26 protein-coding genes and 1 pseudogene are annotated in these 21,957 nt (G+C 49.1%); 9 read left to right on the top strand and 18 right to left on the bottom strand.

What is annotated here, in order from left to right; all coding sequences use genetic code 11:
• Positions 1–109: 109 nt before the first annotated feature.
• Positions 110–599 (top strand): annotated as a pseudogene (locus tag AB9F27_RS21070) (IS30 family transposase); the annotation flags it as partial.
• A 90-nt stretch (positions 600–689) separates the two neighbouring features.
• Here AB9F27_RS21070 and ccmI read toward each other — a convergent pair.
• The 5 genes from ccmI to ccmE are packed head-to-tail and all read right to left on the bottom strand — an operon-like array spanning position 690 to position 5,332.
• Positions 690–1,835 (bottom strand): c-type cytochrome biogenesis protein CcmI, encoded by a 1,146-nt coding sequence (gene ccmI, locus AB9F27_RS21065; RefSeq protein WP_369758135.1) that lies wholly within the window; start codon positions 1,833–1,835, stop codon positions 690–692.
• Complete coding sequence (locus AB9F27_RS21060; protein ID WP_369758134.1) at positions 1,832–2,302, bottom strand: cytochrome c-type biogenesis protein; 471 nt, start codon at positions 2,300–2,302, stop codon at positions 1,832–1,834. Before AB9F27_RS21060 ends, ccmI begins: the two co-directional genes overlap by 4 nt.
• Entirely contained in the window at positions 2,299–2,853 is a 555-nt protein-coding gene (locus tag AB9F27_RS21055; RefSeq protein ID WP_369758133.1) for a DsbE family thiol:disulfide interchange protein, read from the bottom strand. The genes AB9F27_RS21060 and AB9F27_RS21055 overlap by 4 nt, the downstream gene beginning before the upstream one ends.
• 3 nt (positions 2,854–2,856) lie before the next feature.
• Positions 2,857–4,851 (bottom strand): heme lyase CcmF/NrfE family subunit, encoded by a 1,995-nt coding sequence (locus AB9F27_RS21050; protein WP_369758132.1) that lies wholly within the window; start codon positions 4,849–4,851, stop codon positions 2,857–2,859.
• Entirely contained in the window at positions 4,841–5,332 is a 492-nt protein-coding gene (ccmE, locus tag AB9F27_RS21045; protein ID WP_369758131.1) for a cytochrome c maturation protein CcmE, read from the bottom strand. The genes AB9F27_RS21050 and ccmE overlap by 11 nt, the downstream gene beginning before the upstream one ends.
• Before the next feature lie 190 nt (positions 5,333–5,522).
• On the opposite strand from ccmE, the gene AB9F27_RS21040 reads away from it, so the two are divergent.
• The 5 genes from AB9F27_RS21040 to AB9F27_RS21020 all read left to right on the top strand — a co-directional run bounded on the left by AB9F27_RS21040 (position 5,523) and on the right by AB9F27_RS21020 (position 9,438).
• Positions 5,523–6,443: an MBL fold metallo-hydrolase gene (locus AB9F27_RS21040; protein ID WP_369758137.1), complete on the top strand. Its 921-nt coding sequence runs from the start codon at positions 5,523–5,525 to the stop codon at positions 6,441–6,443.
• Positions 6,444–6,445: 2 nt separating this feature from the next.
• The gene (locus AB9F27_RS21035; protein ID WP_369758130.1) at positions 6,446–7,390 is read left to right on the top strand and encodes an MBL fold metallo-hydrolase; all 945 of its coding nucleotides are present in this window, start codon (positions 6,446–6,448) and stop codon (positions 7,388–7,390) included.
• 80 nt (positions 7,391–7,470) lie between these two features.
• Entirely contained in the window at positions 7,471–7,893 is a 423-nt protein-coding gene (locus AB9F27_RS21030; protein WP_369758129.1) for a rhodanese-like domain-containing protein, read from the top strand.
• Between the two features lie 38 nt (positions 7,894–7,931).
• Positions 7,932–8,279: a rhodanese-like domain-containing protein gene (locus AB9F27_RS21025; RefSeq protein WP_369758136.1), complete on the top strand. Its 348-nt coding sequence runs from the start codon at positions 7,932–7,934 to the stop codon at positions 8,277–8,279.
• Positions 8,280–8,367: 88 nt separating this feature from the next.
• A complete protein-coding gene (locus AB9F27_RS21020; RefSeq protein ID WP_369758128.1) occupies positions 8,368–9,438 on the top strand; it encodes a YeeE/YedE family protein in 1,071 nt (356 codons plus the stop codon).
• 46 nt (positions 9,439–9,484) lie between these two features.
• On the opposite strand, the gene AB9F27_RS21015 is transcribed toward AB9F27_RS21020, so the two are convergent.
• The 13 genes from AB9F27_RS21015 to AB9F27_RS20955 form a co-directional block, all read right to left on the bottom strand.
• A complete protein-coding gene (locus AB9F27_RS21015) occupies positions 9,485–9,889 on the bottom strand; it encodes an isoprenylcysteine carboxylmethyltransferase family protein (protein ID WP_369758127.1) in 405 nt (134 codons plus the stop codon).
• Positions 9,890–11,110: a 5-aminolevulinate synthase gene (gene hemA / locus AB9F27_RS21010; protein ID WP_369758126.1), complete on the bottom strand. Its 1,221-nt coding sequence runs from the start codon at positions 11,108–11,110 to the stop codon at positions 9,890–9,892.
• Positions 11,110–11,547, bottom strand: coding sequence for a DUF302 domain-containing protein (locus AB9F27_RS21005; RefSeq protein WP_369758125.1), 438 nt, complete (start codon positions 11,545–11,547; stop codon positions 11,110–11,112). The genes hemA and AB9F27_RS21005 overlap by 1 nt, the downstream gene beginning before the upstream one ends.
• Positions 11,548–11,601: 54 nt before the next feature.
• Positions 11,602–12,048: a hypothetical protein gene (locus AB9F27_RS21000; RefSeq protein WP_369758124.1), complete on the bottom strand. Its 447-nt coding sequence runs from the start codon at positions 12,046–12,048 to the stop codon at positions 11,602–11,604.
• 97 nt (positions 12,049–12,145) lie between these two features.
• Positions 12,146–13,183, bottom strand: coding sequence for a c-type cytochrome (locus AB9F27_RS20995; RefSeq protein ID WP_369758123.1), 1,038 nt, complete (start codon positions 13,181–13,183; stop codon positions 12,146–12,148).
• Positions 13,167–14,450 (bottom strand): sulfite dehydrogenase, encoded by a 1,284-nt coding sequence (gene soxC, locus AB9F27_RS20990; RefSeq protein ID WP_369758122.1) that lies wholly within the window; start codon positions 14,448–14,450, stop codon positions 13,167–13,169. Before soxC ends, AB9F27_RS20995 begins: the two co-directional genes overlap by 17 nt.
• 27 nt (positions 14,451–14,477) lie before the next feature.
• Positions 14,478–16,181, bottom strand: a complete 1,704-nt coding sequence (gene soxB, locus AB9F27_RS20985) for a thiosulfohydrolase SoxB (protein ID WP_369758121.1) — start codon at positions 16,179–16,181, stop codon at positions 14,478–14,480.
• A gap of 93 nt (positions 16,182–16,274) precedes the next feature.
• A complete protein-coding gene (gene soxA / locus AB9F27_RS20980) occupies positions 16,275–17,120 on the bottom strand; it encodes a sulfur oxidation c-type cytochrome SoxA (protein WP_369758120.1) in 846 nt (281 codons plus the stop codon).
• 24 nt (positions 17,121–17,144) lie between these two features.
• Positions 17,145–17,474, bottom strand: a complete 330-nt coding sequence (gene soxZ / locus AB9F27_RS20975; protein WP_369758119.1) for a thiosulfate oxidation carrier complex protein SoxZ — start codon at positions 17,472–17,474, stop codon at positions 17,145–17,147.
• Between the two features lie 20 nt (positions 17,475–17,494).
• Positions 17,495–17,911: a thiosulfate oxidation carrier protein SoxY gene (soxY, locus tag AB9F27_RS20970; RefSeq protein ID WP_369758118.1), complete on the bottom strand. Its 417-nt coding sequence runs from the start codon at positions 17,909–17,911 to the stop codon at positions 17,495–17,497.
• 33 nt (positions 17,912–17,944) lie between these two features.
• The gene (gene soxX, locus AB9F27_RS20965; RefSeq protein ID WP_369758117.1) at positions 17,945–18,418 is read right to left on the bottom strand and encodes a sulfur oxidation c-type cytochrome SoxX; all 474 of its coding nucleotides are present in this window, start codon (positions 18,416–18,418) and stop codon (positions 17,945–17,947) included.
• A gap of 119 nt (positions 18,419–18,537) precedes the next feature.
• A complete protein-coding gene (locus AB9F27_RS20960) occupies positions 18,538–19,101 on the bottom strand; it encodes a thioredoxin family protein (protein WP_369758116.1) in 564 nt (187 codons plus the stop codon).
• A 34-nt stretch (positions 19,102–19,135) separates the two neighbouring features.
• Positions 19,136–19,876, bottom strand: coding sequence for a cytochrome c biogenesis CcdA family protein (locus AB9F27_RS20955; protein ID WP_369758115.1), 741 nt, complete (start codon positions 19,874–19,876; stop codon positions 19,136–19,138).
• 74 nt (positions 19,877–19,950) lie between these two features.
• Here AB9F27_RS20955 and AB9F27_RS20950 point away from each other — a divergent pair, with 74 nt between their 5' ends.
• The 3 genes from AB9F27_RS20950 (at position 19,951) to AB9F27_RS20940 (ending at position 21,819) form a co-directional block, all read left to right on the top strand.
• Complete coding sequence (locus AB9F27_RS20950; protein ID WP_369758114.1) at positions 19,951–20,319, top strand: hypothetical protein; 369 nt, start codon at positions 19,951–19,953, stop codon at positions 20,317–20,319.
• A gap of 63 nt (positions 20,320–20,382) precedes the next feature.
• Positions 20,383–20,718, top strand: a complete 336-nt coding sequence (locus AB9F27_RS20945) for an ArsR/SmtB family transcription factor (RefSeq protein ID WP_369758113.1) — start codon at positions 20,383–20,385, stop codon at positions 20,716–20,718.
• Positions 20,719–20,763: 45 nt separating this feature from the next.
• Positions 20,764–21,819 (top strand): YeeE/YedE family protein, encoded by a 1,056-nt coding sequence (locus AB9F27_RS20940; protein ID WP_369758112.1) that lies wholly within the window; start codon positions 20,764–20,766, stop codon positions 21,817–21,819.
• The last annotated feature ends 138 nt before the right edge of the window (positions 21,820–21,957 follow it).

Raw genomic sequence — 21,957 nt, 5'->3', positions numbered from 1 at the left:
GGCCCGCGGCATGTGAAACGTCGCAAACTGAGGCCTGACACATGACCGTACCCGATCACATGTACAAACTGTTGAAAGAATCTCTTGCATTGAACGGGGCATCCACACATGGGAGGGAGATCTCATCGGAGGGTCCAAAAATAGCTACATTGCAACTCTCGTCGAACGTCATTCTCGGTACGTCATGTTGGTCAAAGTCGCCAACAAGGATACCGAAAGTGTCGTCACGGGGCTGATTAAATCGGCTCATAAATTACCGCGTGAACTCTACAAATCTTTGACATGGGATCGTGGGAAAGAGCTGGCAGACCACCCGCGCTTCACGCTAGCAACCGACGTAGACGTCTATTTTTGCGATCCTCAGTCTCCCCTCTCATTGCTGCAAGCAGCAACTGCCGGGCAATGCGTGGCAACGCGGATCAAATGAGAATACCAACCGATTGCTAAGGCAATATCTGCCTCGTGGGACTGATCTGTCGGTTCATTCGCAAGCCAAACTCAGCGCTATTGCCAGACAGTTGAACGAACGCCCCCGCAAGACCTTGCAATATCAAACCCCAGCTGAGAAGTTCGCCCAGTGTGTTGCGTCGATCAGTTGAGCCCGCCGCCCTTAGTGTCGAAATGTGCATGGTGCAGAAACTGACAACTTTAACCTGTCGCCGCGCTTGGTGACAAAACTTTATCTGAGGTTACTCGGCTATAAGTAATTTCCGGTTAACTAAAATCTTCCGCTGGTCGCCATCTGGCAATGGCGCAACCAATGGCTCAGAATGACGGTATGCCCGAAGGGCCTGTTGCTGGTCACCTAACACAGTAAAGGCGCGTGCTAACATTAACCACCCATCCAAATCGTTAGGCTCATCTTCGAGTCTTGCCCTCAATCTCTCAACCATTGAGAGAATAAATGCGTTTCTATCTTCGACTGACATGTCCGACGTTCTGTCAATATCCTCTGCCGTTGGTCCCCTTAGAATGGGGGCATAATCAGAGAGGGAAATTGGTGCCCTCCCAAGCTTTGCCCCATAGAAATTTGCCTGAGCTACAAAGGAATCCATCCAATCAAAAAGTCCTTCTGCAGTGGCGAGTCGAGAGGTCAACAAAGAAAACGCGGCATCAATCTGGCCCGCCTGTGCTAACGCAACCGACTTATAGTAGATGCCGACAACATTTCCAGGAGACATTTGCATAGACCGGTCCAGTGCCTTTTCCGCAGTCGGTGACACAATTCCATTTTCGCGCAAAATCGAGGCTTCTGCGAACAGCGCAAACTCAAGGAAAGTTGCCTCGTCCCGCTCAAGAATTCGACTGTATGCATCCACAGCTTGAGCGTATTGTTTCATTCCCATGTAGGCATTTGCCAAAAGCAACCACCCTTCTGTCGAACCACCATTCTCCTCTGATTCAAGCTGCAACAAGAGACGCTGTTTCAAATCCTCTTGCTTGGCAACAACTTCCTGTTCTTCACTTCGGTCAGCGAATACAATACTTGGGATCGTTGGTGATCCAATATTTAGGTACAGGACTGTTGCAGCTACCGGTACGAAAATAGCTGCGGAGATCATCGCCCACGCACCCGATTTTTCGGAGTTGGAAGCTGGCGGTTGTTCCCGATGCGTGGCGATTATCCGACGCTGAATTTCAACTGTTGCTGAACGCCCGTCTTCCGCAGAAATCAACTCCCGCTTCACATCGCGATTCACCTCATCCAATTGATCCTGCCACATAGCCTGCGCACTGTCTGCATGTGAGACCATGCCTTGTCTGTTTTTTATAATCGGAACTACGAAGGCAAAAAGGACCATGACAATTAGAAAAGAACCCAAAAAGTAAATCATTCAGTGCCTCTAGCTGCGTGGTCGTTTGAGATGTCAGACAACTGCGTCACCTCTTCGGCGCTCAAGACCTCAACGGTAGAAAGCCCCTTGCTTGAGCGCCTTAAGATCAACAACACCAAAAAAATACCGAGGATGGCGAACGCAATTGGGGTCAACCAAAGTGCATAGGTCGTCGGCTTCCACGGGGGCTTGAACAATACATAGTCGCCATATCGAGCAACAACGTAATCATAGACCTGCTTATCGGTATCCCCTAGGAGCAATCGTTCACGAACCAGCAACCTCAAATCTCTTGCGACGCCAGCATTTGAAGTATCTATAGGCTCATTTTGACAAACAACGCAGCGCAGGTTCGCCGAAATACTACGTGCGCGGGTCTCCAGAACTGGATCGAAGAGAATCTCATCAGGCTCTACAGCGCTTGCAGCCGATGCGCAAAATATGAGGATTAGAAAAAATCTTATCATGGCTTGCTATTCCCTGCAACTGCGAGGGCTTCGCGAATTTTTTCCAAAGCCGCATCGCTGGAAATCGGGCCAACATAGCGAAAGAGCACTTTTCCGTCAGACCCCACAACAAATGTCTCGGGAACACCAGATATTCCCCACTCGATTCCAGCCCGACCTGTTTGATCGGATCCAATACGACCATAAGGGTTGCCGAGTTCCGCAAGCCATTTGGCAGCCATTGCAGGCTTATCTTTGTAATTGATCCCGACCAAATTCAAATTATCGTCTCGTACCATACGAGTAAGAACTGCGTGTTCTGCACGACAAGGGACGCACCACGACGCAAAAAAATTGACCAGAATTGGCTCTTGGTTATTCCCAAAATCTTGAGTTGCCAAACCAGGTGTTTCGGCTCCCAAAATTGCGGGCAACTCAAATTCTGGAACAGGCTTATTAATGAGAACCGAAGGAATTGCGTTTGGATCACGATCAGAGTTAAGACCCCACCAGCCTGCTACGCCAATCCCTACTGCGGCACATAATGGGAGCAATGGAAGAAATCTATACAAGGTCTACTCCGCGGCTAAAGGTTTTACTGTAAAGTGTACTTTGCGCTTAGGCGCCCCCACCCTCAATCGGCGATCTGACAACGACAGAAGCCCCCCCAAGACCAACATCAGTGAACCCATCCATACTAAGCCAACAAGCGGTTCGTACAGAATCCGTAAGGTCCATTGCCCATCGACATCTTGATTGACAGGCTCAGTGATTGAAGCATATAGGTCTCCGGCAGGGGTCGATCTGATTGCGGCTTCGGTTGTTTGAGATTGTGCAACCGGATAACTGCGCTGTTCGGGACGCAAAACTGTAACTGGGCGGCCATTCCGGACCACATTCAAGACACCAACATTGGCAAGATAGTTTGGTCCTTGTACAGGTTCCACCCCTTCGAAAGTCACATCAAATCCAGCTATCTGGACTTGAGTGCCCGCTTCAACAAATAGGACCTGTTCAGATTTCCATGCTGATGAACCTACGAAGCCAAACATACAGATTGCGAGACCTGCATGTGCCATTGTCATCCCGTGTGCTGAACGAGGTACTCTACGCAGTCGGTCTAGGTTCTCAGACAGCGCGACCTGCCCTAGCTTGATCCTTGAAGACCACTCCAACAAAGTCGCCGCTAAAAGCCAGACAGCAATTGCCATCGATACTACAGCCAGCACAGGCCCCTTAGTCTGGATATACCAAACAACAAGCGCAGAGACCCAAGCGATCAAAACAACCCATTTTAGCCTACTGATGACCCCGGCTAAGTCCGAACGTTTCCACGATAGAAACGGCCCAAACCCCATAATAATGACCAGTGGCAACATGATGGGGATGAAACTAGAATTAAAAAAGGGCGGTCCTACAGAAATTTTGTCTCCCGTTAGACCTTCTAGGAATAAGGGATAAAGCGTTCCAAACAAAACCGTTGCTGTTGCCAACGTAAGGAGCAAATTATTTATCAACAGTCCGCCTTCTCGGCTGATTGGTGCAAAAAGCCCTCCAGGTTCCATCTTATGTACACGAGCGGCATAGAGAGTCAGCGAACCTCCGATGGAAACGGTTAGTAGACCAAGGATATATATCCCCCGCTCCGGATCTACCGCAAATGCATGGACCGAAGTCAGAAGGCCTGAACGCACGATGAATGTGCCTAAAAGTGATAGGGAAAACGTTAGGATGGCCAACAGGATGGTCCAGCTTTTGAACGCACCCCGTTTCTCCGTCACAATGGCCGAATGCAAGAGCGCGGTTCCTAAGAGCCATGGCATAAAGCTAACGTTCTCAACTGGGTCCCAAAACCACCATCCGCCCCAACCAAGTTCATAATATGCCCACCATGAGCCCAGTGCGATGCCCCCTGTCAGCGCAACCCATGCTGCCAATGCCCATGGCCTGACCCATCGTGCCCATGCCGGATCGACCCGCCCTTCAATTAATGCAGCAACCGCAAAGCTGAAGACAATTGAGAAGCCAACATACCCAAGATAAAGAAGCGGCGGGTGCATTGCTAACCCAATATCTTGTAAAAGCGGGTTAAGGTCGTTGCCGTCCAGTGGGGCTGGAAATACGCGATCAAACGGGTTCGATGTGAAAAGCATGAAACTTAGGAAGCCGATACTGATCCATGCCTGAACACTTAATGTGCGGGCTTTAAGACCTGTTGGAATGTTTCGACCAAGCACTGCGACCGCCGCACCAAAAAGCGCCAGAATAAGTATCCATAACAAGAGCGAGCCTTCATGGCTGCCCCATGTTCCAGCCACTTTAAACAGCATCGGCTTTTGAGAATTAGAGTTTTCAACGACGTTCAAAACCGAGAAGTCGCTGACAACAAATGATCGCATGAGGGCCCCAAACGCAATTGCGATCAGAATAAACTGGAGTAAAGCGGTGGAGGTCGCGCTGCGCATCCAAAGGACATTGTTTAGAGCCGCACCGCATATTGGTAAAATTCCCTGCACAACAGCAGTAATTAGCGCAAGTGTGAGGGCAAATTGGCCAAGTTCAGGAATCATTTCCAGCTCCCGTCGCACCCATTTCAAGCGGCTCTGACGGGATTTCGAGAGCCCCCTGGTACACACCTTGAGCCTTGAGCGCGTCTATTACTTCCACTGGCATGTAGTTCTCATCATGTTTAGCAAGGATTTCGGTTGCTTGGAATGTGCCATCTATCAGCCTTCCGGAGCCGATCATTCCCTCCCCCTCTTTGAATAAATCAGGCAGGATTCCTTTATAAGCTACTGACACAGACGCATTCCCATCGGTAACTCGAAAGATCACTGCCGCGTCGCCGACAACTTTTAGGGAACCGTCTTCGACCAACCCACCAATCCGAAATGTTTCATGAGGCGATGGGGGCGTTTCTACCACCTGCGTTGGAGACCGGAAGAAGTTGATCCCGTCTTTCATAGCGTAACCAATCAGCCCTGTGGCAGTTGCAAGTCCAAGGACGGCCACAAGAATGATTTGGACTCTACGCTTTTTCTTCAAGTTCATCGTGCTCACTTTCAGTTTGTTGAGAAAACCGTAGTTTAATATTTACACATATTGCAATGTTTGTTTGCGTTTAACAAAAAACAAACTCAAATGTTATCATTAGCCATCGGTATTGGCTTTGCGAGCAATATGGCTTGCTGAATTCAGAACAATCATTCATATTCAGATAAAAGAATTATTGGAGGGTGTGATGAGATTTCCTAGACGAAACTTTCTTGCGGGCGGTGCTGCATTGACGGCCGGAGGCGCACTCGGATTGCAGGTCGGCTCGACGCATGCGCAAGTGGCATTTGGTGATGTCAAAATCGATGTTGTCAGCGACGGCAATTTGACTCTTCCCGGAAGTTTCATCTTCGAGCCGATGTCGAAAGAAAAACTGCTACCAATTCTCGAAAAATATGGTCAATCGTTTGAAGTATTGACCCCTCCTTGCAACGTGACGCTGATGCGTCATGGGGATAGGACGGTGTTGTTCGATGTTGGATCCGGCCCAGATTTCTCTCCCAATTCTGGTATCCTCATAAACTCACTGGAAGCCCTTGAAGTGGCACCAGAAGATGTGACCGATATCATCTTTACCCATGCGCATCCCGATCATCTGTGGGGTCTACTTGATGATTTTGACGACCCCTTATTCCCAGAAGCTAGCTACATGATAGGCAAAACAGAGTGGGACTACTGGATGAATCCCAACACGATTGACGAGATTGGCGAAGCACGTACCTCGTTCGCGGTCGGCGCCAAGCGCCGCCTCGAGATGATCGAAGATCAAATCGAATTCTTCGCAGCAGGCGACGAAATCATGACCGGTGTAATGGCCCGTTCGACCTTTGGGCATACTCCTGGTCATACGGCCTTTGAAGTTCGCCAAGGGTCTGAGTCTTTGATGATATTGGGCGACTGCATTGGCAACGATCACATCGCATTTGCTAAGCCGGCTTGGAATTCTGGTTCAGATCAAGATCAAGAGACTGCGGCAGCGACGCGGATCACACTTTTGGATCAATTGGCTAACGAAAAGACGCGCGTGATCGGATACCACCTATCAGGAAACGGCATTGGTTATGTTGACAAGGTGTCTGATGGCTACGTTTTCGTCCCGGAGGCATAGCAATGAAATCAATCGCTTTCATAGTATTCTTGTGCGCCACACCTTCTTTTGCCAGTGAAGACATAGCGGACCAATACCCTGGCTCGGTCCTGTATTCCAAACCCGTTGAGTTTATTCCCGGCGTTTTTTCAGCAATCGGGGCAACCGCACCACCAACTTACGAAAATGCGGGGCATAACAATAATCTCAGTTTCATTGTCACCGGTGATGGTGTTGTTGTTGTGAATGCTGGCGGATCTTATCGACTAGCTGCGGCCCTTCATCAGGAGATTAAGGCGGTTACTAGCCAGCCTGTAAAGCTGGTTTTCAACGAAAACGGGCAAGGTCATGCCATGCTTGGTAACGGGTACTGGGCAGATCAAGGTGTGAAGATCGTGGCTCACACCAAAGCGGCTCACGAGTTTGAAGAACAAGGCGGGCAATCTCTGAGAGCCGCGCAAACGCGTTTAAAGGAACGCGCTGACAAGACCAGGGTTGTCGCACCAAGTGAAACGTTTGAAGACGTCTATTCTGTTGATATGGGGGGGATGAAGATTGAAGCCCGCTACCTCGGGCCCTCTCATAGTCCTGGTGATATTGTGGTTTGGCTCCCTCAGAAAAACCTGGTGATAGCGGGTGACATGGCCTTTCACGAACGTATGCTTCCCATTTTTGAGCATACAATGACCGCTGATTGGATCGAAACCTGGGATACTGAATTTGAACCGCTGAAAGCGATATACGTTATTCCAGGTCATGGCCATCCGACGAATATGGATCAAGTACGCCGATACACCCGCGACTACTTGATCTATTTACGCGAAAAAATAGGAACCCACCTAGACGATGGCGGTGATTTGGCTGATGCATATTATTTGGATCAATCTCCCTACGCTCATCTAGACACGTTCGAAGAGCTTGCAACAAAGAACGCAGGCCGCGTTTATGAACAAATGGAGTTTGAGTAGTGGAAGTGCCTAAATCAAAAGCATGGCTCCACAAGCTGCAAATTGTCTATTTAGTAGTCTTAGGGGCCGCGGTTTTCCTAATGATAACAACAGCCACGGTTTTTGCACAAACCCAGAAGATGAGCGCGAGTGAGGCATATCCCGCAGCACTGAGTGGCGACCTGATCATCCTCGACATTAGAAGCCCTGCGGAATGGGAGGAGACTGGTGTTCCAAAGGGCGCGTGGCCAGTTACACTGCATGATCCCAGCTTTGGCGAGAACTTACAAAACATTCTCAAGCGATACCCCGACAAAGATGTGGCCCTCATTTGCGCCACGGGGGGGCGCAGCAATTATGTGGCTAGTGTTCTCGAAAATAATGGCCTCCTAGGCATCATTGATATTTCTGAAGGGATGTTTGGAAATGGAAAGGCACCGGGTTGGATAGCACGTGAACTTCCTGTTGTTAATGTCATTATTGCCCACAAAAAATACACGGCATCGATATCAGAAAAGGATTAGAGCTTTTGAGAAACCTCGTTCTCGCATCACTATTTTCAATGCTACCGGGCTCTGTCTTCGCCCAAGATGCGGTTCTAGAAGCAATGACGGACTATACCGATTTTGCGACCTATGACGCCGGAGTTATAGTCCCAGCACAGGTCACAAGTGATCTATTCGAGAGCTTCGTGTTTATCGACACCCGAACTGCGGAAGAGTTCGCGGAATCGACAATTGAGGGTGCAATTCATATCGAATGGCGAACCGTCTTCTCACGAATAGATGAAATCCCCAAAAACCAAAAAAACTATTTTGTTTTGCAGTACCGGCGCTATGTCTGCTCAAGCCGCTTTCGGACTGAGAGTAATGGGCTAGGAGAATCTCCTTATCTTGCGAGGAAGCTATGAGGCGTGGATACACTCCATTGACCTGCGTCATGGCGCTAACAAGCTGCTCAACTTACCAAAATTGGGCCAGATCAGGAGCGACACGGATATGGAACAATTAATTGATAACTTCGGCGAAGGCGGGGTTCTGTTTGGCATAGCCTTAGGTGTTGGGCTTCTCTTTGGCGCTGCTGCCCAGCATTCACGTTTTTGCTTGCGTTCGGCCACAATTGAATTTTCAGAGCGAGTTTGGGATGTAAATATAGCGACGTGGTTCGTGGCCTTTAGTGCAGCAGTCGCTAGTGTACAACTCTTTGTAGCTTTCGAATATCTCGACATTTCACAGGCCCGCCAGATTTCCACAACTGGCAGCCTATCTGGCGCCATAATTGGTGGTCTATTGTTCGGCACTGGCATGATTCTTGCCCGTGGCTGTGCCAGCCGATTGTTGGTTCTTTCTGCAACAGGAAATCTTCGTGCAATCGTTACCGGCTTAGTTCTTACTTTAACTGCACAGGCGTCGCTTCGCGGTGTACTTGCGCCAGCCCGTGAAGCATTGAATTCACTTTGGACTATATCCAGTGGGCCTTCACGCGACCTTCTATCATACGTTGAAGTTTCGCCTCAGATTGTCTTTTATATCGCGTTTCTGGTGCTCGTCATTTCAGTCTGGTTCGCATGGAAGAAGACATGCAAAACCTCCCGGATCATTGCTGCCCTTTTAGTTGGCTTCGCAGTAGGGCTCGGATGGCTAGGCACATATTTCGTCTCTCAAGCATCGTATGAAGTCGTCGCAATTTCATCAATCACGTTTACAGGCCCATCTGCGGATACGTTGATGGGATTGATTAATGAAAGAAACCTTCCTTTGGGGTTTGGTTCCGGATTGGTGCCAGGAGTATTCTTGGGCGCTTTAGCAATGGCGGTTTTTACCAAGGAAGCCCGTATTCAAAGATTTGGGCCCGACATGCCGATGGAAAGATATCTCGTTGGCGGTGTTCTCATGGGCTTTGGGAGCATGCTGGCAGGCGGCTGCGCCGTCGGGGCCGGGATGTCTGGTGGCTCCATCTTTGCACTCACCGCATGGCTTGCCCTGTTGTCAATGTGGGTCGGAGCAACTATCATGCAACTCGCAATCGACTTCGACCTTCGCCGCAGAAAATCGCCACATTTGGCGTAACTTAGAGTGTATAAATTACCGCTTATACCCTTGATCAAGTCTACAATCAGAACCAGCGACGTGTTTGCTTGAAATACTGTTCAGCAAATCTTCGGTCAAGAACCTTCCAAAGCAGCATAGCCGCGCCAATGCCAAGGACGGAGCCATGTCCAATTGCGGAAGCGATAGTCAACATCACAAGAGCCAGATATATCGGATTACGAGATAGCTGGTAAGGCCCTTCTACGATCAAGTCTTTTGGCTGATGATTGGGTTCGATAGGAGTTTTCTTGCGGAAAAACCAAAGGGTCGACCTGCCTATTAGCCCTAGGGCCGCAACCAAAAATAGCCAAGACACGACATTGAGAACAAACAATGTGAAATGCCATCCCGGAAGTAGATATTTGCCAAGATAGATAAGCCCAATGCTACCTAACCACCATAACGGCGGAAGATCGGGAAACCCTTTCATCTATTGCGCAGCGAGAGGCATGCGCGCCAGCTGGCACTGCTCCCAAAGCTCACCTAAAGCTTCAGTCAGGTGCAAAATGTCCGCGTCCGAGTGAACGGGCGACGGTGTAATCCTCAGACGCTCGGTCCCTTTGGGCACAGTTGGATAGTTGATCGGTTGTATATAAACACCGTAATTCTGCAACAAAACGTCGGAAATATATTTGCACTTCACTGGGTCACCAACCATCACTGGAATAATGTGACTTGGATTTTCGACGTGTGGAATCCCTAGCGCATCAAGCCTTCTTCTGACTTGGGCCACTTTTTCCTTTTGCGCGTCTCGTTCTATGTTGCTGCTCTTCAAATGTCGAATTGAAGCCGCGGCACCCGCAGCAACAGCTGGCGGGATCGCTGTTGTGAAAATGAACCCACTGGCAAAACTACGGATAAAATCACAAAGTTTGGCGGAGGCCGCAATATAGCCACCCATTACACCGTACGCTTTTCCAAGAGTTCCTTCGATCACTGTAAGACGATCCATCAGATCTTCACGCTCAGAAATACCGCCACCTCTTGGCCCATAAAGGCCAACCGCGTGAACCTCATCCAGATAGGTCATCGCGTTGTATTTATCCGCCAGATCACAAATTTCTGCAATCGGCGCGATGTCTCCATCCATAGAGTAGACGCTTTCGAACGCAATCATCTTGGGGCGGTCCAACGGCAACGAGGCCAGCTTGGCCTCTAAATCAGCCAAGTCGTTGTGCTGCCAAATCAATTTCTTAGCTTTAGAATGGCGTATACCTTCAATCATCGAAGCATGATTAAGAGTGTCTGACAAAATCACACAATCAGGGATACGACCGGCTAAAGTACTTATTGCTGCCGAATTTGACACATAGCCAGATGTAAAAAGAAGGGCCGCTTCTTTCCCATGCAAATCCGCCAACTCAACCTCAAGCAGAACATGATCGTGCGTTGTGCCTGAAATATTTCTCGTGCCGCCAGCCCCTGCTCCACAACGATCGATTGCTTCGTGCATGGCCTCAAGAACTTTCGGGTGTTGACCCATTCCAAGATAATCGTTCGAGCACCAAATTGTGACATCAGCGCTTGCTTTGCCATGTGATGTCGCCCGCGGGAAAGCCCCACAATGGCGTTCGAGTTCCGCAAAAGTCCGGTAGTTACCTTGGTCTTGCAATCGATTCAGCGCATCTTTGAAAAAAGCCTGATAGTTCATTATTCCCCCACCGCTTCTTGGACTATTTCGTCCAGTAGGGTTTGCACTTCTTGCATTTCCCCTTCGGGGTAGTTGCGAAATCCGACCATTACCTTGCCCTCGCGCTCCGCAACAAATACCCCATAAGGGCAATGTGCGATGTTCATCGGGTCAATCTCCATAACTTTTCTCGACAAAACCGCGGAACAAAAAACGAATATATCAGCGTTATCAAAAAGTTTTACATTGCTGCCAACATCCGCACCGGTTCGGCTCAACATTTCTCCAGTGTGACTGACATAGTCAATTACTAGTCCCTTGCCAACAATAGCACTTTCGACACTAAATGTTGCGTCCTCAAAGCTACCGTCAAAATTATAAGCAGTTGATGTTTCATCTGCGAGGGCAAACCCTGTGATCGCAAGACTTAACACTCCACTTAGCAAAAATAATTTCATCAGTTCTTTCTCCTTTTGGTCGGCTGATCCTAGTAAAATCTCGATTGGTATCTCTTAGGGGCGAATAATCGTCCATCCGTTTTCATTGAGTGAGATTAGATCAACTACTCCTGCAGGCACGTGCTCCGCAATCTCAACAATTGGAGTAGGTTTTCCTTCTTTCTTGGTCATGCCAGTTATCGTATTTCCACATGCTGCAAAAGTAACGTTGGGCATTGATGCGCCAAATGATTCCAAGCGCTCTAACACGGGTGATGTGTCTGTTCGCAGCATGTGCAAGCCAGCGTTGAATGCCACAATGCGGACTTCGACAGTTTCACCAATGCTTTCGTAATAGCGCGTCACATTCGCCGCAACATTCAAGACGGTGGTCATTTTTTGCGGGTCGTTATCGCTGATCTGTAGCGCTAATTTATGATCCGCCAGGCCGTCTTGTGCAAATGCGCCTGTGACAGTGAACATCGCAAAGATAATCGCTCCTAAAATTTTGAAGTGTTTCATCGTATCTCCCTGTTTTAGTGGCCACTAACTGTGGCCTGTTAGGTTTGTAATTTGAGCCGAATTATTCGTACAAGCGTCAATTCATCAAGTCAGGTTTCTAATTCTCAATCGACTTGAGGAATTCAACTATAGCCAATTGGTCAGCCTCTTTCTTGAGACCAGAGAACGACATCTTTGTACCTTTCAAGTAAGCCTTTGGTTTAGCTAGGAAAGCGACTAATTCGTTGTCGGTCCACACTAGCCCATTCTCAGCGACAGTTCGCAACGCTTTGGAGTATTTAAATCCATCTACCGCACCAGCAGGATTGTCATACACCCCTGTTAAAATCGGCCCCGATTTGTTTTTTGCACCCTCGCCAATCTGGTGACAGGCTTTACATTTTTTGAAGACTTTCTCGCCTTTAGCAGCTAAATCAGCATCAAACGCTGCGGCAGCTTCGGCAGGCACGACCTGTTCCACTTCTTCGTCTGTAGTTTTGACCTCACTCTGTACGGTTGCGCTTTCTTCCACAGGAGTCACGTCCAACACCATCGCGCGCATAGTTACTTTGACTTCGTCTTTACAGTTCACCATGCATGGCTCGCGGGTCCATAGAGAATACTCGGTCTCAGAGCGATCATCGACAATGAAGCCCTCCGCGTTAGGCATTTCCACATCAAAGAAAGTTTCTTTCGAGAGCACGAAATCATCTTCGATCAAATCGTTCGAATAGAGGATATAAGCAACAATGGAATAGACGTCATCATCTGTCAGTGTCCCCGCATTACCGTAAGGCATTGAGCGTTTGATGTAGTCAAAGGATGTCGACAAATACGGCCAGTAAGAGCCCACAGTTTTAAGGGGGTCATCGTGGTCTAGCGTATCAGCACCGCCTGCCAGTTTAGGCCAGTTGCCGATACCTTCTGCAAAATCACCATGGCAGGCAGCACATTGGTCTGCGAAGACTTCCTCGCCTACAATCGCGTCGCCAGAACCTTCGGGCAGACCCGTTCCATCGGGTCGGACGTCACCATCCCAAGCGGCAATTTCTTCGGGCAATGCAGTCCGCCCTAAACCAAACTTGTCAGCAAGCGCCGAGCCTGAGGTCAATGCAACCACACTTGAAAGAAACGCAGATTTAAGAAACTTCGACATTTTCAGCCTCACCACTAGAGCGTACCAACCAAGTTTGAATGCAGTTGTTGTGATAAATTGAGTTTAGGCCCCGCACCTCACGCAATTGCGCTTTGGTGGGTTGGACATATCCAGTATCATCCATCGCACGCGATTGGAGCATCATTTCTGAGCCATCCCAATCGATGTCGAGATAGAAGCGTGTCATCGCCATCTTCTCACCGGGCTTTGCAAGCCGCGCTGTTTCCCACGTTTCCCCACCGTCTTTGGACACGTCCACGCGGGTGATCGCACCGCGACCAGTCCACGCCAAGCCCGTAATGACAAGCGGGCCTTTACCGTGGGTAATCGGGGATTGTGGGCTGGGGCTGGTCACAACAGATTTTGCATCCATTGCCCAAGTCCATTTGCGCGCGACGCCATTTTCCAAAACATCGGTGTATTTGCTAGTTTCTTCGCGGCTCTCGACAGGGCCATCCATGACCTCAATACGGCGAATCCATTTGACCCACATGTTGCCTTCCCAACCAGGGACAACGAGGCGGACAGGATAGCCATGCTCTTTGCGCAGCGCCTCGCCGTTCGCTTTGAAGGCAACCAGCACATCATCGAGTGCTTTTTCCATTGGAATCGACCGTCCATTTGAGGATGCATCAGCACCTTCAACAAACACCCATTTGTCGTTGAGGTCGCCAGCGGTATCCAGACCTGCCTCTTCCAACAAAGTGCGCAGTGACACACCAGTGTATTCCATGTTGTGGATCATACCATGGGTAAACTGGGCGCCGTTTAGCTGAGCGCCAGCCCACTCCATACCGGTGTTGGCAGCACATTCACAAAAATACACATGATTTTCGCGGGGAAAACGCTCCAGATCCGCATAAGAAAAAACTAGCGGGTTATCAACTAAGCCGTTGATCATAAGCCGGTAGTCTTCTTTGTTTAGATCAATTGCACCAGAATGATGACGTTCAAATGCACAGCCCTGGGGCGTGATCGTCCCGTCGAGCGCATGAATTGGCGTGAAGTTTATTGAACTCACAGTGTCCGCCGTCAGCCAATCCACATTGCGGCGAATGACATCACCTTCGTGCTCAATAGGCAGTCCGTAAGGCGTTACATCTACGCCATCGCCAAACTCTTGAGCCCAAGTTTGCAAATCAGTTATCAATGGATCAGCGGTTTGTGCTTTGGTGGCACTCGCGGTTAGAACCCCTGTTCCTGCCGCCGCAGCGCCACGCAAAAAAGCGCGCCGTGATGACCCATTTCCTATATTTTTACCTGACATATCAGATGCCTCCAATTAGAAGCTGGCCTAGGCGCCAACCACTTTAACACTGTTGTTTGGGTCAAGAGAGATGATGCCTTGCTTGGCGATATGCGATTCAACAACATCCCAAATTTGCGGGCCTTCTGTCCCTTCATTGACGGATGCCCATCCGGCGACCTGATAAGTCTTGGTCGGATCAATCAACTCACCGGTTTTGAGCAAGGTCATTTCCGTTATGCGCGAGCCTTGTGGTTTAGTGACATCAATTCGGTACCCGAGACCACCTACACGCACCATATCCCCACCCTGCTGGTAATACGGATCTGGATTGAACAGGTTATCAGCGACATCTTCCAAGATAACATGGAGGAATTCACCAGTCATTTCGTTTCTGTAGGCTTTACCATAAGTCATTGATGTCACATTCCAGATATCCTCACGCGTGATGTCTTGGCCAGGCAAAATGGAAGGGCCCCAACGTACACCTGGAGAAAGAGCAATATCCGCCTCCCGCTCAGAGATGAGCGCATCACAAATCAGGTCGTCCCAAGTGCCATTGAAATTCCCACGACGATAGAGGGTCTGGTCTTCGGCCGTTTTACCAATTACTTCGGATAGTTCGCTCGCAAAAGGTGCACGTTGCTCCTGAATAAGTTTTGTAACTGTAGGATCAGGGGTAATGACATCCGAAAAGATTGGGATAAGTTTGTGTCGGAAGCCCATCATGCGGCCATCCCGAACATCGAGATCGACACGACTTACAAACTTACCAGTAGAACCAGACGCTACGATGATTGTCTCACCAATCAAAACCGGTTCAGGAAGGGCGTCGTGGGTGTGGCCGGAAAGGATAACGTCGATACCTTTAACCTTGCCTGCCATTTTTTTATCTACATCAAAACCGTTATGACTCAGGCAGACAACCAATTCAGCACCTGCTGCGCGTACTTCGTTAACCATCTCCTGCATCCGCTCATCCCTAATGCCAAAAGAATACTCTGGGAACATCCAACCTGGGTTCGCGATGGGCATATAGGGAAACGCTTGTCCGATTACTGCTATTTTGATCCCGCCGCTCTCAAAAAACTTGTAGGGCGGAAAGAGGTCTGTAGGTTCGTCCCACTCTGCATCAAAAATATTCTGTCCAAGAGCTGCGAAGGGTAAATCTTCAACTATTTTGTTGACGCGCTTCGAACCTAGTGTGAATTCCCAATGGAAAGTCATCGCGTCAGGCTTTAGCGAGTTCATGACATTGACCATGTCTTGGCCTTCAGTCTGATAGCAAGTGTAGCTGCCGTGCCATGTATCTCCGCCGTCGAGCAGCAATGCATCTGGGCGATCTGCGCGAATTGAATTTATAACAGTCGCCACCCTGTCCATTCCGCCAATGCGGCCATACCCCTTAGCCAACGACGCAAAGTCATTGTAGCTCAGGGCGTAGGCAGAGGGACTCCCATCTTCAATACCATAGAGCTTTCTAAAGTCCGAACCAGTAACATGCGGAACTGCGCCCTTATTGCTGCCTACGCCGATATTTACTGATGGTTCCCGAAAAAAGTGTGGGACTAGCTGGCCATGAATATCGGTCACGTGGATCAACGAAACGTTTCCATAGGTATCAAATTCGAGTAATTTGTCCTGCGTTAGCAACTGTTGAGCGGCCACTCTACCCCAGTTTCCGAAACCTGATGTTCCATAGAGGGCGGCTGCTGCCATCGTCGTTTGCAGAAAATCACGGCGAGAAATCATTGGTATCTCCAGGTCATGCGCACATATGCGAATTTGTGCATGTAATTAGAAAAAACAGCCCCAGCCTAAATTTAGCTGGGGCTGTTAGAAAGATTAGTTTCTGATGGAGGGTCCTTCGACACTCAGACCATTGCCGCGTGAAGTGACATATAGCTCAAGCGCAATAAACTCTGGGCTACCGGGACTGTATGTTTCGGCGCGTGTATCTCGAACACACCCTTTAAAGCGTGATTGCACCCCATTCAGCTTTGTGTTTTTCAAACGATACACAGGGAAACCGTTAACCTGACCTTGGCTCAAGTGATCCGCACGGATCATATTACCATAGTTCTCTTCATGGCAATTTGCACAAGACAACTCAAGCTGGCCAGTACGAGTATAATACAACTCTTTACCCGTTTCCCAGGTGGATTGAGCGGGGCCATCGATGGCGACGTTAACTGGCAAGCCGCGTGACACAGCGGACAATGCAGCCTCCATGTTAATAGCATCGCCATTATCGTATTTCCACGCTTCGGCACCCATGCGGTTGGTACGACAATCATTCATCTGCATCTGCAATGTGCGAACTTCGCCGGCAGACTCATTCCACTTAGGATAAGTCGCTTTGACACCCGCCATGCTGTCCATATCGTTGTGGCAAGATGAGCAAGATTTGCCTTCAGTTCCTTCAGTCGTCGCCCAAGCATCCTGTGCTTTCTCGACAAAAATCATACCCGGGTTGTCGAAATCATCGGCTTGCATCGCACGGGTTTCTTTGCCGCGGAATAACCAGCCCGACATCACTTCATCAAGAGCTTCAGATACATGGGCAGGCGCCGCAGTTCTTGTAACCAATTCAGTTTCTTCATTCAGAATTAATATGTCATCAGCCGGATCCGCATAGGTTACCGTCGTTGTCAACAATGTCGCCAGAATGGCGCCTGTCAATTTGTTCATGATGTCCCTCCCAAGACTATTGGTTCAGCCGATTGCGATCTTTTTTGCCGTTTCATAAACCGAGCCATCATCATCATACCAAGTAAATTTGAATTCACCGGCTTCGGGGACAAGAGATTCAAACTCGATATATGGATTGGTTGAAATGGCCGCCTCCAAAGTAACGTCCACAACGTTCTCACCGTTGAAGTCGCAGGTGAAGCGATTGATGATCGAACGGGGGATGATATTACCATCACCATCTTTGCGTTGACCTGATTCCATCTTGTGGCTGATCAGCGTTTTGATTGTGATAGAATCACCAGCAGCTACCGTTTTTGGGACTTTGACGCGAGGTTTTACACCAGATGCCATGTTATTTCTCCTTGAATACTTTAGCCGCCGCAGCCGCCGATTGTAACTTTGACAGTGCTTGACGCTTGAACGAAAGAGCCGTCCTCAAGCTTGGCAATCGCAACAACGTCCTGCGTTCCAGCCAAACGAATACGTGTCGACGCAGAGCGGGATGCCGCAAGCTTTCCGAACTTAAACGTAGCTACACTTGGCGTTGGGTTGCCTGTCGCCAAAACCATGATTTCTACGGCAGTATCGGATGACACTTCGATTGGTACTGTATTTCCATTCTCCGCGATCTCAGGCGCCGTCAAATTGATATCACCAGCCCCTACATCCGCGCCTCCAGTAAACGCAGTGATTGCGTCCTCTGTAGCAGCCGACGCGCGAAATGGCATTCCAGCGGCGAGAAAAGCACCCGCCCCCATTAGGATTGCATTACGTCTAGTCAGTTCCATTCTTCTCTCTCCTTCAATCCCCTACGGGCCCGATTATTCTTTTAGTGTGAACAAATAGGCCACAACATCTTCGATTTGCTGTGCACTTAGAAGCGGACCGAATGTGTCATCAGCAGCCTTCCCAGTGTACGCTTTACCAGGCCGGATGAAGCCTTCGGTTTTATAAAATGACGGCATCATGCTATCTTCGAACGTCATCTTCGCATTTGCTACAATCCCGCGAAGCTCCGCTTCAGACCAACGCTCACCCGCGCCATCTAACATAGGCCCAATTTCACCTTGAAAAGGAACATCGGCCAGATCGGAAACTTGATGGCAAGCAACACAATTACCCTGCTTCTTGTCACCCACAATCTTGCGCCCGTTTGCGGCATCGCCGGCAACACCAGACAATGACAGTTCCACGGAGCCTTCAGTAAAGCTTACCGCTGTTGGCAGAACATCTTCTGCATACGCAGATGAAGTAACTGCCCCCGCTAGAACAACGGCTGTAATAAGAATCCTCATGCGTCCTCCCAAACACTAAATCTTAAAGTACCCTAGCGCACAGAGTTATAGCGACGCAACATCAAATTCAACTGTTTGAATTATACCATATGAAAACGCTGCGCTAGAACTCTGAACGATCACTTTGAACGGTCGCCAACTTTGCGAGCATGATATTTCTGGAAGCTTTCGTCCCCGTCGTATCCTTTTCCGACTACCCAGTTGAGCAAATCAAAGGTCGTACTTCGGCTAAATGCGCCCGGCATCGTTGCAACTGCTGCTAGAACTGCAGAGGTATCAGTACTCACGTCTTCAGGGAAAAACAGGATCGTCGGGGTAAATAACACGCCCCATTTCTTAACCATATTTTTTTCAGGCAGCACCGTACTGTCAAAATCTGTAACCTCAACATCACCAAACATGTTGATTTGAACAACAAAGTAGTTGTCCGTAATGTAGGACGTTATTTCTTTCGCTGGGAACACTTCCTCATGCATCTTCTTGCAATAGATGCATCCACGCTGTTCAATCATTACCATCAGGCGCTTTCCGTCAGCGTTCGCTTCCGCCAAGTCCTCTGCGAGATCTTTAAACGTATCGCGCATCCATGGTGCTTTGTGTAGGCCATCGTCTCCAACCTCGGCCGCAAACGTATTCAATGTCGTCATTATGAAAACGGCACATGCTACGAAAAAGGTCTTCATTAGATATCCTCCAGTTTTAAAATTAGAGCTAGATTTAGAGTAAGAGCCAAAGGTCTGGTGCAACTTTGAGCATCCATTGAGCGATATAGTTTACCGAGTTGGTTGCAATCAAAACGCCAAACAGTATCAACATCGCGCCCATAACCTTCTCAATTAAACCGAGGTGACGGCGAAAACGGATCATCCAGCGCATGAATGGTCCAATAAATAGCGCTGCTAAAATAAACGGCATAGTCATTCCTAGCCCGTACACGAAGAGCAGCCCCGCCCCGGTTGAAGCAGTATCGGCACCCGCTGCAGTAAACAAAATCGCAGCAAGAACCGGCCCGACGCAAGGTGTCCAACCAAACGCAAACGCAAGCCCGATCACATAAGCACCAAACAAGCTAACATTTGACGTGTCACCCGCATCCGCTCGCAACTGGCGATACAAAAATTCGATGCGGATGAACCCTAGAAAGTGTAGCCCCATCGCGATAATGATTGCAGCAGCAATCCACCTAAGGATGTCGAAATATTCGCGCACCGCTTGCCCAAAGACTGTAGCTGCCGCCCCCAACCCCATGAAAATTGTTATGACACCGGCTGCGAAAAAGCAGGCGGCCAACACGGCGCGGGTTCGCGTTTTCGAGTCAATTTTAGCGTCAGTCGAGATCTGGTTCATTCCGACGCCAGCCAGATAACTAAGGTAAAATGGGACTATCGGGAGGATACATGGCGACAGGAATGACAACAATCCCGCAAAAACTGCACCTAGGTAAGTGATTTCCATCATGACAGCCATGTGTCCTTGTATTATTCACATATTCATATTAAGTTATGTTGTTGATAAAGAAAGGTCAATTTGGCATGTTTTTCCGCCCTCTCATTTTCAGCGGCTTTTTGGCGCTTTCTTCGGCAATTGCAGCGGCTGCTGACACAGTTTTGGTAATGGTAGAAGAGAAAGGGTGCGTTTGGTGTGCCCGTTGGAACGATGAAATTGCGCATATCTATCCAAAAACGAATGAAGGAAAAGCTGCGCCGCTACAGCGCATCGATATTCATGCTGCTCGACCTGAAGGCATGATTTTCGAACGTAGACTAAACTTTACTCCCACTTTCGTACTAATGGTAGACGGTCAAGAAGCTTCTCGTATCGAAGGTTATCCCGGTGAAGATTTTTTCTGGGGTTTGCTAGAACAAATGCTTTTTCGATCCGATATTGATGTAACGAGCTAGGGCAAGTATATGATTCAACTATCATGGCTTTGAGGCCGGATTTTTTTTAAAACTGAGGAAAATATGGGTTTACCAGTTTTCGATACTAACATGTGCGCTGATGATATGGATAAAATGGCTGCAAATGCCATGCTAGCGTCCAATTTTCTTAAAGCTATCGGCCACGAGGGGCGCCTGATGATCTTGTGTCATCTCGCATCAGGTGAAAAATCCGTAACAGAACTCGAAGACCTTCTATCAGCAAGACAGGCTGCGGTATCTCAACAACTGTCGCGTTTACGCCTAGAAGGCTTGGTCACGCCACGGCGTAATGGGAAAACCATCTACTACAGTTTGACTGATGAACGGTCCAAACAGATCATGGAAGTCGTCTACGATCTGTTCTGTCGCGAAAAGTGAGAAATCCAACCTTTTTGGTACGGCGTGCGCAGAACGAGCGTCCCTATGCTTGATCTGATATCTGAACCCGTTCTTGTTGCCCTAACAGGCCTATTCGGCGGTGTTCTCCTCGGCCTAGCTGCGCGCATTGGTAGATTTTGTACACTTGGAGCCATCGAAGATCTCTTCTACGGAGAAAATACACTCCGCTTGCGCATGTGGGGCATTGCTATCGGCGTTTCAATCATCGGTACATATGGATTGTCGTCACTCGGTTTTTTGGACTTGCAACAGACGCTCTATCTCTCACGAAGCTGGAACCCCTTGGAAAGCATCGTCGGAGGATTAATCTTTGGGTACGGAATGGCTTTGGCTGGGAACTGCGGCTACGGGGCGTTGGCTCGGGTAGGTGGAGGAGATCTGCGTTCCCTCCTCATTGTGCTGATTATGGGCGTGTCCGCTTATGCGACTTTAGGTGGCCCACTTTCGGGTCTGCGAATTTGGGCGTTTGGGGGATCAGAGCCTTCAGACCAAATTCAAACATTTGCACACTCAATTTCTCAAGTTAGCGGAACTTCGGTTGAGACGGCAGGGATCGTTCTTGGATCCTTGATATTAGTCGTGACGCTATTTAACCGAAGCTTACGCAGCTCGTTCAACCATGTTTTTTGGGGTGCAATCGCGGGGCTCGCAATAGTTTCTGGATGGGCTGGAACACAATGGGTTGCAAGTAATGGGTATGAGGCGACGCCTGTTGTCAGCCACACATTCTCCGCACCGATCGGAGAAACACTTCTTTACGCAATGACGTCTTCAGGAAACTCTATCAGTTTTGGAACTGGCTCTGTTGTTGGCGTCCTTTTCGGCGCGCTCTTGGGTAGCCTATACAAAGGGCATTTCAGATGGGAAGCTTGTGATGATCCACGAGAGCTTCGCCGTCAAATTCTAGGCGCGGCACTAATGGGCATAGGCGCGGTGGTTGCAGTGGGTTGCAGTGTCGGGCAAGGGCTCTCGGCGTTTTCTGTGCTCGCCTATAGCGCGCCACTCACATTGGTCTGCATTATAATCGGAGCAGCGACAGGATTACGGCAATTGATTTTAGGTTTTGCGCCTTCAATTTAGCCGTCATCTGGGTGGTGTCAGACAAACTCGAACTCGTCTCGGCCAGGCCAGTACCCCTGCCCGTTTATGCCGCACAAAGACCGCGCCACTCTGTGAGCGCGGCAGTGCGATTGGCTTTGAAATGATCTCTTTGGGAAA

Origin of the sequence: Falsihalocynthiibacter sp. CO-5D18, assembly GCF_041205445.1 — a bacterium.
GTDB lineage: Bacteria > Pseudomonadota > Alphaproteobacteria > Rhodobacterales > Rhodobacteraceae > Falsihalocynthiibacter > Falsihalocynthiibacter arcticus.
The sequence above is the reverse complement of the archived record's forward strand: the minus strand, read 5'-3'. Positions and strand labels throughout refer to the sequence as shown.

Coding starts and splice junctions, on each gene's coding strand:
- AB9F27_RS21005 (WP_369758125.1), bottom strand. CDS start 11,547: ATGAAATTATTTTTGCTAAGTGGAGTGTTAAGTCTTGCGATCACAGGG.
- AB9F27_RS21030 (WP_369758129.1), top strand. CDS start 7,471: ATGATAACAACAGCCACGGTTTTTGCACAAACCCAGAAGATGAGCGCG.
- AB9F27_RS20955 (WP_369758115.1), bottom strand. CDS start 19,876: ATGATGGAAATCACTTACCTAGGTGCAGTTTTTGCGGGATTGTTGTCA.
- AB9F27_RS21000 (WP_369758124.1), bottom strand. CDS start 12,048: ATGAAACACTTCAAAATTTTAGGAGCGATTATCTTTGCGATGTTCACT.
- AB9F27_RS21025 (WP_369758136.1), top strand. CDS start 7,932: ATGCTACCGGGCTCTGTCTTCGCCCAAGATGCGGTTCTAGAAGCAATG.
- AB9F27_RS20945 (WP_369758113.1), top strand. CDS start 20,383: ATGGGTTTACCAGTTTTCGATACTAACATGTGCGCTGATGATATGGAT.
- soxB (WP_369758121.1), bottom strand. CDS start 16,181: ATGATTTCTCGCCGTGATTTTCTGCAAACGACGATGGCAGCAGCCGCC.
- ccmI (WP_369758135.1), bottom strand. CDS start 1,835: ATGATTTACTTTTTGGGTTCTTTTCTAATTGTCATGGTCCTTTTTGCC.
- soxZ (WP_369758119.1), bottom strand. CDS start 17,474: ATGGCATCTGGTGTAAAACCTCGCGTCAAAGTCCCAAAAACGGTAGCT.
- soxX (WP_369758117.1), bottom strand. CDS start 18,418: ATGAGGATTCTTATTACAGCCGTTGTTCTAGCGGGGGCAGTTACTTCA.
- soxA (WP_369758120.1), bottom strand. CDS start 17,120: ATGAACAAATTGACAGGCGCCATTCTGGCGACATTGTTGACAACGACG.
- AB9F27_RS20950 (WP_369758114.1), top strand. CDS start 19,951: ATGTTTTTCCGCCCTCTCATTTTCAGCGGCTTTTTGGCGCTTTCTTCG.
- AB9F27_RS21050 (WP_369758132.1), bottom strand. CDS start 4,851: ATGATTCCTGAACTTGGCCAATTTGCCCTCACACTTGCGCTAATTACT.
- AB9F27_RS20960 (WP_369758116.1), bottom strand. CDS start 19,101: ATGAAGACCTTTTTCGTAGCATGTGCCGTTTTCATAATGACGACATTG.
- AB9F27_RS21040 (WP_369758137.1), top strand. CDS start 5,523: ATGAGATTTCCTAGACGAAACTTTCTTGCGGGCGGTGCTGCATTGACG.
- AB9F27_RS21020 (WP_369758128.1), top strand. CDS start 8,368: ATGGAACAATTAATTGATAACTTCGGCGAAGGCGGGGTTCTGTTTGGC.
- hemA (WP_369758126.1), bottom strand. CDS start 11,110: ATGAACTATCAGGCTTTTTTCAAAGATGCGCTGAATCGATTGCAAGAC.
- AB9F27_RS20940 (WP_369758112.1), top strand. CDS start 20,764: ATGCTTGATCTGATATCTGAACCCGTTCTTGTTGCCCTAACAGGCCTA.
- soxC (WP_369758122.1), bottom strand. CDS start 14,450: ATGTCAGGTAAAAATATAGGAAATGGGTCATCACGGCGCGCTTTTTTG.
- AB9F27_RS21060 (WP_369758134.1), bottom strand. CDS start 2,302: ATGATAAGATTTTTTCTAATCCTCATATTTTGCGCATCGGCTGCAAGC.
- ccmE (WP_369758131.1), bottom strand. CDS start 5,332: ATGAACTTGAAGAAAAAGCGTAGAGTCCAAATCATTCTTGTGGCCGTC.
- AB9F27_RS21015 (WP_369758127.1), bottom strand. CDS start 9,889: ATGAAAGGGTTTCCCGATCTTCCGCCGTTATGGTGGTTAGGTAGCATT.
- AB9F27_RS21035 (WP_369758130.1), top strand. CDS start 6,446: ATGAAATCAATCGCTTTCATAGTATTCTTGTGCGCCACACCTTCTTTT.
- soxY (WP_369758118.1), bottom strand. CDS start 17,911: ATGGAACTGACTAGACGTAATGCAATCCTAATGGGGGCGGGTGCTTTT.
- AB9F27_RS20995 (WP_369758123.1), bottom strand. CDS start 13,183: ATGTCGAAGTTTCTTAAATCTGCGTTTCTTTCAAGTGTGGTTGCATTG.